This window comes from Streptomyces sp. NBC_00654 (assembly GCF_026341775.1).
Classification (GTDB): Bacteria; Actinomycetota; Actinomycetes; order Streptomycetales; family Streptomycetaceae; genus Streptomyces.
Window position 1 is genome coordinate 3674467 of record NZ_JAPEOB010000001.1, and the last position, 16241, is coordinate 3690707.

General features: G+C 67.9%; 15 protein-coding genes. 6 read left to right on the forward strand and 9 right to left on the reverse strand.

The window, feature by feature from the left end; genetic code table 11:
- Positions 1-422: 422 nt before the first annotated feature.
- Positions 423-1469, reverse strand: coding sequence for a hypothetical protein (locus OHA98_RS15800; RefSeq protein WP_266926281.1), 1047 nt, complete (start codon positions 1467-1469; stop codon positions 423-425).
- A 349-nt stretch (positions 1470-1818) separates the two neighbouring features.
- Positions 1819-2847, reverse strand: a complete 1029-nt coding sequence (locus tag OHA98_RS15805; protein WP_266926283.1) for a hypothetical protein — start codon at positions 2845-2847, stop codon at positions 1819-1821.
- 544 nt (positions 2848-3391) lie between these two features.
- On the opposite strand from OHA98_RS15805, the gene OHA98_RS15810 reads away from it, so the two are divergent.
- The 5 genes from OHA98_RS15810 (at position 3392) to OHA98_RS15830 (ending at position 9814) form a co-directional block, all read left to right on the forward strand.
- Positions 3392-4315, forward strand: coding sequence for a serine/threonine protein kinase (locus tag OHA98_RS15810; protein ID WP_266926285.1), 924 nt, complete (start codon positions 3392-3394; stop codon positions 4313-4315).
- Between the two features lie 47 nt (positions 4316-4362).
- Entirely contained in the window at positions 4363-4929 is a 567-nt protein-coding gene (locus OHA98_RS15815) for an ABC-three component system middle component 2 (RefSeq protein ID WP_266926287.1), read from the forward strand.
- Positions 4926-6950 carry a DNA recombination protein RecN gene (locus tag OHA98_RS15820; RefSeq protein WP_266926289.1) on the forward strand — a complete coding sequence of 675 codons (2025 nt, stop codon included), beginning with the start codon at positions 4926-4928 and terminating at the stop codon, positions 6948-6950. The genes OHA98_RS15815 and OHA98_RS15820 overlap by 4 nt, the downstream gene beginning before the upstream one ends.
- A gap of 757 nt (positions 6951-7707) precedes the next feature.
- Complete coding sequence (locus OHA98_RS15825; RefSeq protein WP_266926290.1) at positions 7708-8592, forward strand: DUF5655 domain-containing protein; 885 nt, start codon at positions 7708-7710, stop codon at positions 8590-8592.
- A gap of 250 nt (positions 8593-8842) precedes the next feature.
- Positions 8843-9814 carry an ATP-dependent DNA ligase gene (locus tag OHA98_RS15830; protein WP_266926292.1) on the forward strand — a complete coding sequence of 324 codons (972 nt, stop codon included), beginning with the start codon at positions 8843-8845 and terminating at the stop codon, positions 9812-9814.
- A gap of 114 nt (positions 9815-9928) precedes the next feature.
- Here the strand turns inward: OHA98_RS15830 and OHA98_RS15835 are convergent, their stop codons facing one another.
- The 7 genes from OHA98_RS15835 to OHA98_RS15865 all read right to left on the reverse strand — a co-directional run bounded on the left by OHA98_RS15835 (position 9929) and on the right by OHA98_RS15865 (position 15354).
- Positions 9929-10288 (reverse strand): sugar phosphate nucleotidyltransferase, encoded by a 360-nt coding sequence (locus OHA98_RS15835; protein WP_266926294.1) that lies wholly within the window; start codon positions 10286-10288, stop codon positions 9929-9931.
- Positions 10289-10300: 12 nt separating this feature from the next.
- The gene (locus OHA98_RS15840) at positions 10301-11365 is read right to left on the reverse strand and encodes a DUF2332 domain-containing protein (protein ID WP_266926296.1); all 1065 of its coding nucleotides are present in this window, start codon (positions 11363-11365) and stop codon (positions 10301-10303) included.
- An 11-nt stretch (positions 11366-11376) separates the two neighbouring features.
- A complete protein-coding gene (locus OHA98_RS15845) occupies positions 11377-11955 on the reverse strand; it encodes an RraA family protein (protein WP_266926298.1) in 579 nt (192 codons plus the stop codon).
- Complete coding sequence (locus OHA98_RS15850) at positions 11850-13274, reverse strand: SIS domain-containing protein (protein WP_266926300.1); 1425 nt, start codon at positions 13272-13274, stop codon at positions 11850-11852. Before OHA98_RS15850 ends, OHA98_RS15845 begins: the two co-directional genes overlap by 106 nt.
- Entirely contained in the window at positions 13271-14008 is a 738-nt protein-coding gene (locus OHA98_RS15855; RefSeq protein WP_266926302.1) for a sugar nucleotide-binding protein, read from the reverse strand. Before OHA98_RS15855 ends, OHA98_RS15850 begins: the two co-directional genes overlap by 4 nt.
- Complete coding sequence (locus OHA98_RS15860) at positions 14005-14844, reverse strand: transposase family protein (protein ID WP_266926304.1); 840 nt, start codon at positions 14842-14844, stop codon at positions 14005-14007. Before OHA98_RS15860 ends, OHA98_RS15855 begins: the two co-directional genes overlap by 4 nt.
- Positions 14845-14907: 63 nt before the next feature.
- Complete coding sequence (locus tag OHA98_RS15865; protein ID WP_266926306.1) at positions 14908-15354, reverse strand: hypothetical protein; 447 nt, start codon at positions 15352-15354, stop codon at positions 14908-14910.
- A gap of 302 nt (positions 15355-15656) precedes the next feature.
- Here OHA98_RS15865 and OHA98_RS15870 point away from each other — a divergent pair, with 302 nt between their 5' ends.
- Positions 15657-16097, forward strand: coding sequence for a hypothetical protein (locus OHA98_RS15870; RefSeq protein WP_266926308.1), 441 nt, complete (start codon positions 15657-15659; stop codon positions 16095-16097).
- Positions 16098-16241: the final 144 nt, after the last annotated feature.

The window sequence follows — 16241 nt, forward strand, 5'->3', positions numbered from 1 at the left end:
GTAGCCGATTCTCCCCACGCGCTCCCCAAGCCTTCGAATACTCCCCAGATTCTCCCCAGAGGTGCTAATGCCGCGAGCGCCGTGCCTGGGGCGGGCGGGTGCTCGTTTGGCTGTATAGCCAGCACGCTGAGTGATCACTGCGCGTCGTGCCTGCCCCCGTCAGCGGCTGACGGAGTTGAGTCTGCGAGGCAGGAGTTGGCGGTTTCCGGTCCCACATGGCACAGGTTGTGGATGGCGTCCTGTGGTGTCCAGGCTGGTCCAGGTGAGATGCAAGAGGCCAGGTCAGCCGATTCTGTTCAGGCGCTTCGACCCTGTTGGTGAGATGCGTGTGAGAGGAAACGCTCTCTCGCGTGAGACGGGACGAACCCCCGTCGGCCTCAGCCGGCGGGGGTTCTCAGTGCGGTGGTGGGCCCCCCGGGGAATCAGCGTTCGGGCACCGGCAGGAGGCTCTCAGGCAGGCGTTGGTAGAGGCTTCGCCGGGCCGCGTAGTCGTTGCGGTCTGCCGTGTAGTGCGCCAGCCGCCTGCCCAGGCGTCGAGAGAAGCGAACCTGGATTTCTCCAGGGCTGCCGGTCGGGCTGCATGCGTAGAGTCTGCATGCGTAGCCGGCGTCGGCGCGTTGCTGACAGGTGCAGTCGAAATCCGTTACGACTAGGGGGATTCCGCACTCGGGATCTGTTAGTAGGTTCTGGAATCCCCGGTGGTGCAGGGGGGCCTCGGCGAGTGGCTCATGGATGTACTCGATGATCCATTCCCGGCCGCCATCTCTGGATGGGTTCGTCCAGGCCGTCGTGCTGAGTGGAACACCAATCGTCCTTAGCAAGGGTGCACGGCGAAGAATTCCGCTAGCCAGCCATGACGAAGCGATAATTCTGCGATGGTGCTGGGCGTACATGTCTTGTGCGGCAGGGGTGCGGGTAGCGATCTCGCTGCTATGCCATCGGTCGGGCGCCTGCTGGTGACAGAGGAAGGTGTCAGCGGATTCAGCATCGCGAGTCACGGTGTCAATGGCCATCAACCATTCGTCGGTGTCGACACCGGCCAGAGTTACGGTGCCCGCAAGGCCAATCCGGTACAGGCGGATCGACTCGTCTTCCACGGTGAAGCGAAGTCCGGGGATGCCGCATAGCTCTCCTTCTTCGGAGATCCGCGGTAGGCAGGCGCGGACCAGTTCTCTCGCCATGGACTCGCCGGATACTTCCCGGTTGACGTCTTCGTCCTCGACAGTGAGGAGCAGTGCGTCCCGGCGTGAATCGGCAGAGCGAATTCCCCACGGGTTGCGTGTGTCAATCCCCGGCCAGGCCATGCGGTAGAGGAAGTAGCACTCCAGCTCGGCCTGAGCCTCGTCCGCTGGGGGAATCAGTGGGTCTGCGGCTGCGAGACTCTTGACCCTGCTGAGAGATGTGCTCCAGGACAGACCTGTGGCGATCTGTAGCTTCTGGGCGCGGCGTTCGATACGAGTGTTCTTCACGCGGGAGGCTTTCCGCCGCAGTTTCCTGTCCCGACCCAGGCCACACGGCGATTCTCCGCTGCGCACAAGGGATACTCGAAGCTGCGACGCCAGCCGAGTTGGCTTGTCAGGCAACGTTCGTCGGGGGAACGCTGCGCAATTCGGGCCCCGCTGTGCCCTACGACGGCACCTTAGTTGAAGGGCGTCACGCAGGCCCGCATTTGCGCGCGGCTTGGCGTGGGTGCAAGCCAACCTCACCCCCGCGCCGAAGGGATTATCCGACGTAAGCATCGGTGAGAAGTGTCCAACTTGGTTCCCTGGGTCCCATCGACCAAGAAGCGCTGGACGCCCGCGAGAAGTGTGAGCGCGGCTATGACGCGTCTGCTCCGCACAGCCCGGCGAGGAAGGCGGGGGAGAGGTTGCTGGGGAAGCCTTCGTGTGGGAGGCGCCGCAGGATGCTCTGCCAGAGTTCGGGTGAGAGGCGGGATGGGGGGCGTTCGAAAGAGGCTCGCAGGTCGAGCAGCGCCGTCTTGGCGGGGTCGGTGAGGATGAAGTGCTGGTCGCTGCCGTACTTCTGGTCGGTGTCGCCTCGAAACCGCGTGAGATGCATCGGCAGACCGAAGACCGGGTCCAGGAGGGCTGCGGCGATGTGGTGCGGCCCTGGTCCTTGGTCGCGCACATGCGAGGACCGCACGACGATCCGTGTGTGGCCAAACGCCGTTCCGCGGTAGCCGTCTGCGAGGTAGGTGTTGGCCACGGTGTGAAGGAGGGCTGTGCGGCGCAGTAGCCCGCTGCCCAGCCAGGCTCCGCGATGCTGGACCTGGACGAAAGGATCGTTGTCGTTCTCCCACTGGGAGAAGTGCTCACGCTCACCGGCGATCCATGTTGACCGAGAGGTGCGCCAGCAGAGCTGCATGGTATCCGGGTCGATCCACTTGTTGAGCATGTTCTGCTCCGCCTCGCGCCACAGCGAGTGGGGCAGACCACTCAGCCGTAGCCGCGTGGGCTGGCCCAGTACGCGGAGTTCGATCGCTGTGCGGAAGCGTTTGACGATGCGCAAGCCGGGCACGCCGTGCAGTTCCCCTTCCGAAGGGAGGGTGGGGAGGAGCCCGAACAGGATCTCTGCAGCACGGTCCACGCTTTCTACCTGGAGTGTGAGCAGATTCGAACCGGGCTGGACTGAGACGATGCCGAGGGGGAAGCGCGTGCATGCGTTGCGGTTCTCCAGGAGGCCGAGGAACACGCGTGCCTCCAGGCGCATTTGGGCCGCGTGTGCTGGAGCGGGGATTGGAGCTGCTGTGGTTTCAGGCAGCAAGTCCAGGGCCCGTCGGGCCTGCTGGATACTTTCACCCGTGTACTTGACGCGGTTCAGCGCGACGGATTGGTCGTAGGCACACATGACTCTCCTGAGCACCTCGGCCCTGGGTGCTGGGAAGTAAGACTCGTGTGCGACAGCGCGTCGTCCTGAGTGATCAGTGACCGGTTCACCCGCGCGTGGAGGAATGGGCCGAAGCGTCTCCAGGGAGCGGTGGTCAAGCCGCAACTGCACCTTAAAGCACACGATGTCGGTTGTGACGAGCCACTCGCGGTGGCTGGTGGCAATTCACTCGTACGAGCTCGTAACACGATCTTGGTGGCGTGGGCGATGATCTCGGCGGTGATGGAGACGGCGGTCTCCTCGGGCGTACGGGCTCCCAGGTCACGGGGCCAGCGGCCTGCCGCTGTCCCTGCGCACCGGCCCCATCCACCGTCCCGCTCCCGCCGGCCGCAAGCACCTTGATCGGATGATTCCGCCCCACGTACGCTGACGGCCGTTACTGTGGGTGGCGCAGGGGGGGACAGACCGCTGAATACGGTTCGGTCGGGGTGCCTGCGGGATACGGGGGTGCGGGTTGAACAGCTCCATGCCGGTGGCAGCCGGGGTTCCGCCCATCAATTTCCGCGTGCACGAGCTGCGGACCGGAAGCGCGGACGGGGCGCGGGCCGACTTCGAGCAGATGCTCGCGCAGCTCGCCGGTGCGACCAATCCGAATGTCCGGATGATCGCCGCGAATCCGGGCGACTGGGGAATCGACGCCTTCGCCGGTGACCTCGGGGGCGCCATCACGGTCTGGCAGTCCAAGTACTTCATGCCGCAGACCACCACCAGCCAGTCCCAGCAGATTCGCGACTCCCTGAAGAACGCGCTGAAAGCCGCTGCGGCCAACGGTCACACCATCACGCTCTGGATCCTGTGCATCCCCTCCAGCATGGACGGGCCGGCAGCCAAATGGTGGGACGGCTGGAAGAAGCGGAAGGAAAAGGATCATGGCCTCGTCATCGAGCTGTGGGACGGGACCACGCTCGTGAAGAAGCTGCAGAGCCCCGAAGGCGACCACGTACGGCGCGCCTACTACGAACCCTTCACAGCCCCCGCCGCCCCCGCCCAGGGGCAGACGCGCCTCGTGCTGGACGTGGAGGAGGACAAGGCGACCGCGCTCGACTCTGCCCTGTTCGTGCGGCAGATGACCGAGGCCGGCCACGTCGAACTGGACTCGGCCAAACGGCAGTTCTTCAACGCCGACCTGGTGGCTCGCGAAGTCGCACACAAGGGCGTGCCGAGCGAGGTCGCCGCGCTGAGTTCTGCCGACGCCACGCTGCACGGCGTGTGGGAGATGCAGTTCAACGAGTGCTCGGCCGAGGGTACCCTCCCCGCTCTGCACGGCCGGGTCTGGCGCGAGGTGCGCTCCGAGCACGACAAACTGCCCACGGTGCTGCGTCTGGAGGTAACGCACAGCTGGGGCCTGGTCCACCGGCTGGTCGACAACCGCCGGGCAGGATGGGTCACGCACTGGCGGCAGATCGCGAGCGGTCACGCCGACGACTGAGACACCCCGACCGCCCGCACCGCCCGACCACTGATGAGGAGCATGCCGTGCACGCAGACCGGCCGGTCGTGATGCCCGAGGACGAGGTGCCCTTCCGCCTTGCTCAACTGCTGCTGCTCCTGGACGCCGTCGCCGCGCAGGACGCGAACGGGGCGACACTGGAACGCATCGGGTACTACGACTTCCTGTCCGCGAACCCCTTCCTCGTCGTTCCCCCCGAGGGCCGGGACGCCAGCCTCCTGCGGCTGGCCGGATTCGACCCGCAGGTCCTCGCCTACGCCTCCTCCTCACAGCGGTTCACGAGCCGACGCGAACGGATCCAGCACGACCTGGCGCTCCTGGTGGCCTACGGGTGCTGCCGCATCCGGAACCGCGAGGGCTCCCTCACCTACTCGATCACCGAGGCCGGTCAGGATCTCGGTGGCCGTTTCACCGCCACCTACGCCACCTCCTTCACCACCGCCGCCGGCATCGTCGTCCGCCAGCTCCGCAAACTCACTGACAAGAGGCTGCGCGAGCAGACCGCACGGTGGCTGAGGCCGGACGGACCCGCTGCTGCCCTCATGAGCGTCCTGGGCCCGGGGCCCGTGCTGGAAACATCCTGGGAGGGATGATCACCATGGAGCCGCTTCCCGGTATCCGCATCCGCCGCTTGCGCTTGGTCGGCATGGAGCGGTCCTACGACGTCGACTTCACCGCCGACCAGAGGGTGCGGAACCTCTCCGTCGTCGCCGGAGCGTTCAGCTCCGGCAAAACAGCGGTACTGGAGTTCATCGCCTACGGGCTCGGCGCGAAACGGCACCCCCGCCACCAGGAGGTGCTGCGCAAGGTCCGTTCATGCCTTCTGGAAGTCGAGCTGTCCGGCGAGCCGCACGTGATCGAGCGGTCGGTCGGCGAACCCTCGAAGGTCGCCTTCGTCCGCCGCGGAACGCTCGACAGCATGCCCGCATCCAGGGCCGAGAGCAGGCTCATCGACCCGCCCGGAGCACCGGAGAGTCTGTCTTCCCTCCTGCTCAGGCACTGCAAGCTCGAAGGGGTCCAGCTCCGCGAAGCACCTACCAACAGCGAATCGCGCACGGACCCGCTCAGCTTCCGCGATCTGATGTGGCTCGCCTTCCTTCCCAACGAACGCGTCGCGGACAAGAACTTCCTGTTCGAGAACGACTACATGCGCAAGCACAAGCTGCGGCAGGTCCTCGACGTCGCCTTCGGAGTCCACGACGACCGCGCCGTCGAACTCGGCCAGCGCATCCAGGAACTCGGCGGCCGGCTCAACCGCGCCAAGGCCGAACTGGCAGCAGCCCGCGCCTTCGTGGTGGAGCAGGATCCCACCGCGCTGAACGGCGAACCCACACCCGCCGTCCACGAAGGGGAGCTGGCCGACATCACCAGCCAGCTGGAGGAGTTGGACCGCAGGGCGCAGGCGGGGACGCAGTTCGCGGCCCAGCTGCGCCACCAGCACAAAGAGGCGGCCGGGAACTCCCGCCGGGCGGCGGCGGTCCTGCGGGACTGCGAAACGCAGCTCCAACGCCTGATGCCTCTGCGGGCACAGTACGCGGACGATCTCCTCAAGCTCGGCATGCTAGGCGAAGCACAGCAGCTCTTCGACCCCCTGAGTGTCACCACCTGCCCCGCCTGCCTGAACCGGCTCTCGGTTCCCCCCACCGCCGACAACGGGCGCTGCAGCATGTGCCGTCACGAACTGACCGCACAGGAAGGGACATTGACCCTGGGGGCTGCCGACACCGGCAGCCTGCCCGGGGACGGCCGGGTGGACGTCAAGGCGGAGACCCGGTCCACCCAGGCCCGCCTTAGAGAAATCACCAGCTACATCGATGAACTCGGAGACTCGCTCGCCGCACTCAAACTCCAGGCCGAAGACGCGGCCCTGAGGGAAGAGGAAGCCGCCGCCGCGCTGGACGCCGCGACGTCCCCCTCCGTCTCACCGTTCCTCGCCGCCCGCGACGACCTCCACCGAAGGCGCGAACAGGTCCTGCGCCAAAGCGAACAGGCTGAGAACGCGGTCAAGCTCCGCGAAGGACTCACCAAACGGGCCGACGTCGTCGAGCGCCACGAAACCGACATCGCCCGTCTCCGGGAGGAACTGGCACGGCTCGGAGACGCCTCCCACGACCGCGACCGTGTCATCGCCAAGATCAGCAGCCGATACGGCGACCTCCTCCGGGCCTGGCGCTACCCCAAGGTCAGCACGCCCTTCATCAAGACCGACCTCACCCCCTTCGTCCGCGGTGAGCCATACCAGGAAGCCTCGTCCGGGGCCCGCACTCTGCTGACCCTGGCCTGGCAGCTTGCCGTCTTCGAGATCGCCGTCGAAGAAGGGGCCGCACACCCTGGATTCCTCATGATCGACAGCCCCCAGAAGAACCTGGGCCACGGCGGCACCCTCGATGCCGTGATCGCGGACGCCGTGGCGATCGGCGACTTCTACCAGCACCTCTCTCGCTGGCTCGCGGACCGCGGCAGCCGAGCACAGCTCATCGTCGCCGACAACAGCCCGCCGCCGCTGGTGGAGAACGATGTGGTGGTGCGCTACAGCCGCAACGAAGACCGTCCGCCGTACGGGCTGATCGAAGACGAAACGAGTACGGACGAAGAGGCGGAGGCCGACCTCTGACACCCGTCGCTGGCCAAAGGCTCGGTGTTGGTGCGAGGCCATAGGGCGAGCCGAAACGGAGCAGCTGGCTTCTGTCTTCGACCAACAGTCCTGTGGGGGCCGCCACCCCCGGCCGTACCCAATCAGTTTAGCCCTCTGACCTGCACGTTTGTCGTCTAGGTTCCGGTTCCTGGCTTCCGGCTGCCTCGGCCTAATTCCAGGTGTTTCTGTCTGTTCCTGGGCGCTGTTGGTCACGCGTTGGCCATGGCGCCCCCTGAGGCAGGTTCTACCGGTGGTTGGCCGGACACGTCGATCAATGTGCGGCCAGCCCCATCCAACGGCCTGACAAGTTGCGCAGCCCCGGAGAGGTTTCTCCGGGGCTGCGGCGTGTTCGCAGAGTGTCGAGCGGTCGGTGCCGTCGGCGCGAGGATGAGGGGAGTTCCGCCTTCGGACCGGTAGAGCTCTCCGATGGCGGGTCGAATTCTGGGGGATTGGTGCCCGTCAGGCTCTCCTTGATGCCCGGCGTGGAGCATGCCCTCCACACCGGCGCCGGTTCAAAGCGGACGCCGGGCACCCGGAATTGAAGGTATATGTGCTGAGTACCGCGGTGCTTGCCTCCCCTCGGCGGAAGGGGGCATTGCGCGTCGTCTGGCCGACGAGCCGCGGAGATACCCCAGTTGGGCAGATATACAAGCCTCACCTCCGCGCATCTGTGTGATCTCCCGGAAATAGATCGACACCTCTCTGGCGTTGACGGAGCCTTGGCCGAGGAGGGAAGGTGTCAGGTCTGAGGCTGTTCCGCACGGACACAAGGGATAGCGGCATGACCGAGGTCATGCCACGCCTTGCTGAGATCGAGGCCGATGTGCAGGGCCTCGTCGAGGCACACATGGAGACGCTGCTGGGCGTCCGGTTCCTGGCAAGCGAGTACGGCACCGGGTCGGTGCACGGAGGCCGGATCGACTCGCTCGGGCTGGACGAGAACGGTAGCCCAGTCATCGTCGAGTACAAGCGCGGCACTGACGCCGGCGTGATCAACCAGGGTCTGTTCTACCTGGCGTGGCTGATGGATCACCGCGCCGAGTTCGAGCGCCTGGTCCGCGACCGCCTCGGGGTGACGGCCGCGTCCCAGGTCCTGTGGAGCGGACCGCGCCTGATCTGCGTCGCTGGCGACTTCACCCGCTACGACGTGCACGCTGTGCGCGAGCACCGGCGCTCGATCGACCTGGTCCGCTACCGACTCTTCGGCAGCGACCTGCTCGGTCTTGAGACCGTGGCGTCCGTGAGCGGTGGCATGAAAGTAGCCCGCCGGGCGCGCAGGCAGGCGGTAGTCGGCGTCGAGGGCGCGTCGATGGTGGAGCTGGCGAGCGCGGTCGACGAAGCGCTGCTCGGGATCGGGGACGGTGTGAACCGTGTGGAGCGGAAGACCTACCGGGCGTATCAGCGGCTGCGGAACTTTGCCTGCCTCTGCCCGCCGCAGCGCAGCAAGCTGCTGGTCTACCTGAAGGTGGACCCGGCGGCCGTGGACCTCATTCCGGGCTTCACCCGGGATGTGTCCGGGCTCGGTCATCACGGGACCGGTGATCTGGAGGTGCAGCTGCGTACGCCGAGGGACGTGGAGCGGGCGCAAGAACTGTTCCGGGCGAGCTACGCGGCGGTGTGACCCTCTGCGGGCTCCGTTGCCGGGCTTGCTTCGTGGCTGCTCTGTGGTCGTGGGGTGGTGCCTTTCGACGTACGGGCAGGGGAGTGGCGGTGGACTACCAATGGTGCTGAATATCGCCGGTTTGGCTAACCGGCGATCTCGCGTTATGTTCCGCCCGGCGGGAAGGGCGTCCCTTCGGGTGGCACACGCCCGGTTGGAGCGGTAGACCCGAAGGATGAGCCCGGATCGCCTCCGCCCGCCAGTGGAGCCCATGCTTGCCCAGGCCCGCGACACCATCCCGAGCCCGGGGGCACTGCGCGGCGGGCTGGCCATGGACCTCAAGTGGGACGGGTACCGGGCGATTGCCTTCAGCCCTGCCCGACCAGACGGTCCCTTCCTGCTCCAGACCCGGCGGGGTTCGCTGATCCAGGACCGGTTTCCAGACCTGGCCGCAGCTGCCGTTCAGCTGCCGCCGGGCCTGGTGCTGGATGGTGAGCTGCTGGTTCTGAACAGTGCGGGGACCATGGATTTCGAGGTTCTCCAGCGGCGGGCCGTGACCACCACTCCCCGGGCGGTGCAGACGCTCGCCAGAGCGCACCCCGCCTACTTTGTGGCGTTCGACATCCTCCAGCTCGGCGGGCAGCCGATAGTCGCCGAGCCGTACGAGCAGCGTCGTAGCCGGCTGGAGGCGCTGTTCGCAGGCCATGCGCTGTCCCCGCCGTGGACCTTGTGCCCGTCGACGAAGGACCCGGCGGTGGCCCGGGAGTGGCTGGAGACGTGGACACGGACGCCCGGGGTTGAGGGCGTGGTCTGCAAGGGCCTCCTCCAGCCGTACCGCCCCGGGGCCATAGGCTGGCTGAAAGTGAGAGCGAGACAGACGACCGAGGCTGTGGTCGGCGCGATTACCGGCACCCTGTCCCGGCCCCGCATGCTGGTTTTGGGGCGCTTCGACGGCGAGGGCCGGTTGCGCTACGTCGGGAAGACAACTCAGATCTCCACCACGGCTGCCCAGCAGCTCGTCGGCTGGCTCACCGCCGCCAGCGTGGGAACGCACCCGTGGGAAGACGCTCGGTTCTCCACCGCGTGGGGCAACCGCGACGTCCTCGACACGACGCTGGTCGCTCCGGACCGGGTGGCGGAGGTCAGCGTCGACACGGCCCAGGATCGCGGTGTCTGGCGGCACCCTGTCCGCCTGGCCCGTCTCCGCCTGGATATGCCGGTGAATGACGTACCGACCGTCTGAGGACTGCACACTCAGCGTGTCCAATTCGGAGGGGTGAGGGGAGTTGACGTTGGCCGAGAGCGATGTTCCGACGGTCTTTCTGCTGGTGGGGCTCACTGGCTCGGGGAAGACCACCTATGCCCAGCGGGTGCTTGAGCCCCGGGGGAACGCATGGACGAACGGCTGGCCTGCGGTCCATGTCTCGGCGGCGAGGATGGGGGCGCCGGGGCCGGCGCCGTCGTCCTGGACGCGGTAGGAGAAGTCCATGCCGTACGCGGCGCCGCTGCCGAAGTAGGCCGGGGTCTGCGGCTTGCGTGAGGAGATCACGAACAGGACATCCGTGATCTGGGCCGCCTGCAGTTCATGGACGAGGTGCTCCAGGATCGGCTTCCCTCCGGCGGGCAGCATCTCCTTGGGCAGGATGCGAGTGATCGGGGACATCTTGGTCCCGGCTCCGCCGGTGGCCACGACCGCCCTGGTGATCGTGTGCGACATGAGGCACTCCCCTCAGGCGCTCGGCCGGGCGGGCGGATTGGCCAGCCACTCAAGCCAGGTGCCGTAGACGTCGCAGTGGGCCACGACGTCGGAGCGGCTGACGCCGCCGTCGTGACTGGCCATGATCACGCGGGGGGTGTCGTGGCCGAAGTGGCCGATGGAGATTTCGTGCAGCGGGCGGCGCCGGCTCAGCTCGGCGAAGGTGTCGACGAGACGCTCCCGGCCGCCAGGCGAGCCGAAGATCTGGTAGATCGACCAGGAGAAGACGAAGAGGAGGTGCTGGTCGGCCGGGGTCTCGTCGACGATGCCAACGAGGTGCTCCTGGGCTGTGCCGGCCAGGATCGTCGGCGGCGTACGGGCGGCCAGCGCCAGGGCGGAGTTCAGGGTGCGCATCCGCTTGGTCTGCTCGGGCCAGGTGAGGCTGATCAGCCACTCGATGGCCTCGGGGTCCGTGACGTCCACCGGGTTCGGTTCGATCCCGACCGGGTGGACGAACCGCGTGACATCGAGAGTCAAAGGTGGGGTTCCGCCCCTGACCGCGCAGTGCACGACAGTGTCCCGGTTGCTGTCCGGCAGGGTGAGCCGGTGACCGTTGTACTCGTAGGTGTAGCGGTCCCAGAGCAGGGTCAGCCCGGCGCTGGCGCCCACGTCCACGATCCTGATCGGTCGTCCGTCGTCGAGCTGCTGCTGGAGCGCGGCGAAGGCGGGCAGAAGGACCGAACAGCGGTTGACCTCGTTGGTCTGGACGGACCGGGCCCCGATGATCCGCCGGATCTGTCCGGCGTGCTGGCGGCAGAAGTCCGCCAGCAGGTCGATGGCACGGTCGTCTGCCAGGTCCTCGTGGCCGGTGAAGTAGGAGGCGAGCGGGTGCTGGACACCGCGGCGGAGGACGTGGTGGACGGCCCCGAGCAACATGTTCGGAGCGGGCTGTCCCGGCTGGGTGCAGGCCGCGAGGGCGAGTAACTCGGGGGTGCGGGCGACCGCGCGGGACAGGGTGGCGTACAGGGGAGACAGGCCCGTCGCCTGCTGGTCGGCGAATTGCCGGAAGGTCGCGGCGAGTTGGGTGTGGTCGGTCATCGGGGACCCCATCAGATGATCTTGTAGCCGGAGTTGGCGAGTTGCTGCACGGCGCCGAGGCTCTGGCCGCGACGAGCCCACCACTTCTCTGCCTCGGCGCTCATGGACGCATGGGCAGTGGCGATGACGGCCGCGACCTGGTCGCGGGGGACGATCACCGTTCCGTCCTCGTCCCCGACCACTACGTCCCCGGGGGTAATGCGGACGTTGTCGATGTCCACGGGGACGTTGACCCCGCCGGCCTCTCGGCCGGCGGGGTAGTCGTAGTTGAGGGGGGTGGTGCCACGGGCGACAGTGGGGAAGGCGATGTGGCGCAACTCGGCGACGTCCCGGACCATGCCATCGACGAGGACTCCGGCGATGCCCCGGCTCTGCATGTGTGCTGCGGTCACGCCGCCGAAGCACGAGCGTTCCTTGTTCCCGCCGGCCGCGACCACGACGACGTCGCCGGGCAGCGCCAGGTCGATGGCCGCGCGCCGCACGGTCACGTCCGGGCCCAGCGCGGTGACGGCGCTGCCGCACAGAACCTGGCCCGGGGTCTGAAGGCGCAGGCAGTAGCTGAGTGCGCCGGTTTTGCCGAGGGCATCCACGATCGAGGCGACCGGGATGCGCGCCAGGGCGGCGATCTCGCTGCGGGCGGCGCGGACGATGTCGGTGCGGATCTCACGTACGGACATGGTGGGACCTTTCGTTCAGTGGAACGGGGTGTCGGAAAGTTCGCGGAGCGGTGCCAGGTCCTGCGCCATGAGGTCGTCGGACGACAGTGCAGCGCCAGGGCCGGTTCGGTCCGTGCCAGGACGGCGCGGGTGGTTCGGCACAGCAGATGGGCGACCGACTGCACCAGGGCCGCGAGCGCGAAGTCGTCGACACGCGGCAGCCGGAAGTGACGCGCCCCAACGCCGGAATGGCGGGGGCCGTCCCGGTGAAGGAGGAGCGGTCGGGTTCCTGCCACGGTGGCGGCGTTGACGGCCTCGTGGGTCGTCCTGCTGGCGGAGTCATAGGCCAGGAGGAACACCACGTCGTCGGGATCCGTGCTGCTCAGCTGGTAGCAGACGCCGTGCGCGGGGTCGGGGTGGTCGTTGTGCATCGCGCTCAGGTCGGCCAGCGAGGGATCGCTGACGACGAGCGGGGGTTGTACCCCCTCGACGCCGAGCGGCGCGTCCCAGGCCAAGTTGTGTGCGAAATGCTCGCCGACGAGGGCGAGGGGCCCGCCGTCCGGGCACAGCACGTAGATCCGGCGCCGGTATCGGATCGCGTCCGCGACGGCTTCAGTCGCCTCCCGCAGGAATGCCCCCAGCACCTCGGTATCCACTGCGCCCAGGGCGCGCAGGTGCTGCTCCGCTCGGGCCGACAGGGGCTCCGCGGAGGGGGCGACCGCGGCGGCGGCCAGGGTCAGCACAGTCAGCATGGCGTCTTCGCTGATCTGCTGATCCGTGGTGCCGGTCGCCCAGACCATCCCGTCGGCCGACTCCATCTGGGAACCGTCGCCGCCCACCAGAGCCAACACTGGCACGCGGCGTTCGGCGCAGAGCCGGGCGGCCTCGACAATGTTCGCCGACCGGCCGCTGACGCTGGCGACAACGACCAGGTCGACCCGGCTGATGCCGTCGGCGAGCGACCGAGCGAAGGCCGTGCGGTAGTCCTGCTGCTGCGCGCTGTAGGCCAGGGTCGCCGGGCTCATCATCGCGTCGTTCACCGGTACTCCGGCCTGGGCGTGGAGCTGGAGCAGAGCCGAGCGGACGATCGCAGAGGAGCCGCCGTTGCCGAAGGCGCGGACTTCGCCGCCACTGGCGGTGGCCTTGGCCAGCAGATCAACAGCAGTACCGCCACGGGTGAGCATGCGGCGGACCGTGTCGCCCACCCCGGTCACATACGCATGGGCGAAGTCCTCGTACAGGAGCGCGGTCATGATGGTTCCTTCCTTCGTCCGGGAACGAGTCCGGCAGGGATAAGCCAGGGCTCGACCACGGGTGGGAACTCGATGTCGAACAGGCGACGGACCGGGTTAAGGGCCCCGTGCAGATCAAGGGAGTCGAGGCGGCAGTCGACCGGCCGGTCTCCGGGCGCCGCGTCCGCGACCCCGCCGCGCACGTGATCGACGGGCAGGCCAAACCTGCGCGCGATCAGGAGAGCCATCCGGTACTTGGTCAGCCCGTGCTCCGCACTCCAGTGGGCAACCGATCCCAGGCCCTTCCCTTCCAACAGGGAACGGGCGAGCTGGCTGCACACCTCGGCGGCCTCGTCCACGTGCGTGGGGTAGCGAACACACACGTCGTCCAGCTCAACCGGTGTGCCGGTCCCTACCTGGCGGGCAATCACGGTCAGATTTGTCTCGGCTGCGAATTGGACCGGTCCGTAGAGCACGGGCAGCCGCAGGATCGCCGCGTCCGGGCAGGCGGCACGCACGGCTTGCTCGGCGAGGAGCTTCCAGCGGCCGTAGGCGTTCAGCGGATTCGGGAGGCTGTCAGGCCGGTAGGGCGGCGCAGTTCCGTCAAAGACATAGTCGCTGGAGATGTGCACCAGCCGGGCTCCGCATTGAGCACTGTGCATCGTGAAGTTGCAGGTCACGGGTCTGGTGTGCGCGGGGTTCGGGATGCTCGTGCTGGTCGTGGGCGGATGGCTTCGGCGAAGATCGTCGGTCACCGGGAGACTTCGCGGTTCGTCAGGACCAGCAGAGCCCTCACCAGCGCGGTCGCCCACTTCGGATCCGTGCGGACCTTGCCGAGGACGCGCCAGTTCTTCAGGTGGGCGAAGCCGTGCTCGACCGGCGCCCGTACTGCGGCAAGGGCCTTGTTCGACAGCTTCTGCCCTCGCGTGAGCGGCCGGTTCCGGGCGGCCTTGTAGCCGGTGATCACCGCTGGGTCGGCATCGGGACCGCTGTCATCGAGCCCGACGAATCCCAGGTCGGCGATCGCTCCGAGCCGGGCCGCCCGCAACTTCTGCGTGAGCTTGGCGTGACGGCAGGCGGTGATCTCCGAGGTCCGCCCCGGCCGGGCCGCCGAGACCCAGAGCAGTCGGCCCTTGTCGTCGGTGAGCGCGATCACGAGCAGACCATGGTGCTTGTGCTTGCCCGAGTAGTTCTTCCGGTTTTCCGTCCCGGTGCGCCGCCGGGTGCGGATCAGCGAGCCATCCAGCAGGACCACCCCGCCACCCGTTCGGGCGATTCTCTTCAGGGCGCGGTCCAGGCGCGGGGCGCGGGCGGCCAGCAGGCCGACGACTTCCCTGACCCACCGTGTCACGGTGGTGCGGTGTATCCCGTTGCCGCCGGCCAGGTCGCCCGGCCGCTGGTCACAGCGCAGCACCGCCAGCACGATCCCCGCGATCCTTCCCGCGGGCAGCGCCCGCCACCGCGAGCCGATCTTCTTGCAGTGGCCGCGTATCAGGGTGGCGAGATAGTTCAAAGTGGCGCTCGACAGCGGCAGGCGGGCAGTGTAGACAAGGTCGTCAGGGCCCTCGACGGACCCGTTGTTTTTCTTCACACCGAACTCAACTGCCGCCGGGGTTTCGCTGGTTACGGCCTGCCGGGTTTTCTTCCGGCACGGTCACCGACGTGCGGTGAACCGCCCGTCGGGACGTTTGTGCAGCCAGCCGCGATCAGCGAGCTTGGTCATCTTCGCCCGCAGCGGCTCCAGCTTCCCACGCACCGCAACGTCAAGGCCCAGCTCCTCACCCACCGCCCTGACCTGGACCGGGCCGTCGGCGGCCTGCACGATCGCCAGGATCATGCGGTAGTCGTCCAGCAGGGCGGTCTCATCGGGATTCTCGCCGCGGTGCGGGATCAGCAGGACAGCCCGCCCCGCCACCCGGCCGGGAACCGGGGCGGCGGCACCGGCCGCGGCCCGGTCCTGCTCGGCCAGCCGGTTCAGGACCCGCTCGGCAATCACCAGCTCCTCCCGCTCGGCCTGGACCTCGGCAAGCTGCTTGGCCAGTTTCTCGGTGAGCACGTCCAGTTCACCCCGTCGAGCCGTGATCCGCTCCAGCTCCTGCATCCCCACGCCCTCCCGCGTTCTCCCGGCGTACCGGCCCGGTGACGGATCGTAAGGGCGGCACGGCGGCCGACGCGGCAAAACCCGACAACGCCTCCAGCCGGCAGGTCAGACGATCTTCATCGTGGACACCGACCTACAGTCGGCCCCCGCGAAAGGAGGGCCGGGTCGTCGGACGTCGTCGGTCGCGTGTTCCGGCTCGTCGTCTCGGGGATCGCAGCTTCGCCGAGGGTGGACGTCACGGGCGTGTCACCGTCCGTGTGAGCAAGGGGACGTGGTCGGGGATGGGGGTGGACGATAGAGGGATGACAGCCAAGATGCGGGCGTGGGTGGGTGGTGTGGTGGCGGGTGCGGCGCTGGTGGGGTTGGCGGTGTATCTCGCGGCGGTGGGGTTGGACGCGGCGGACAAGTCGGCGAGCGTGGCGGGCCTGTTCGTGGCGATCGCGGGGTTGGTGGTGGCGGTGACCGGGCCACGACGCGAACACTCCCCGCAGGGCGGACAGTCGCTCGCGAACAGTGAGGTGAACGGCGGTGCCGCGCAGGTATCCAACATCGGCGGCAACGTGCGCATCACCCGCCGCGGCCGCCCCGCGGCGTCCCTGCCTCCGGTGGCGCCGGTACCGCCTCCGTCAGGCGGCGCACCAACGGGGGGCGACGGGCAACGGGTACGCGACAGCACGATCGTGGGTCCGGTCGACCAGGTGCGGGACACCACCGGGGACGTCGACATCGAGGAGGGTCCGTGACCGGCGCCGGCCGCAAGTCCCGTTGGTGGCCCCGCCCGGGCACCCCGACTGGTTCCGGGGAGGGTTCGGCACGGGAAGACGCCGCGGCGACGCCGACCCACGGGGCGCGGCCGGGCCAGCGGGTGGCGGATTCGGTGATATACG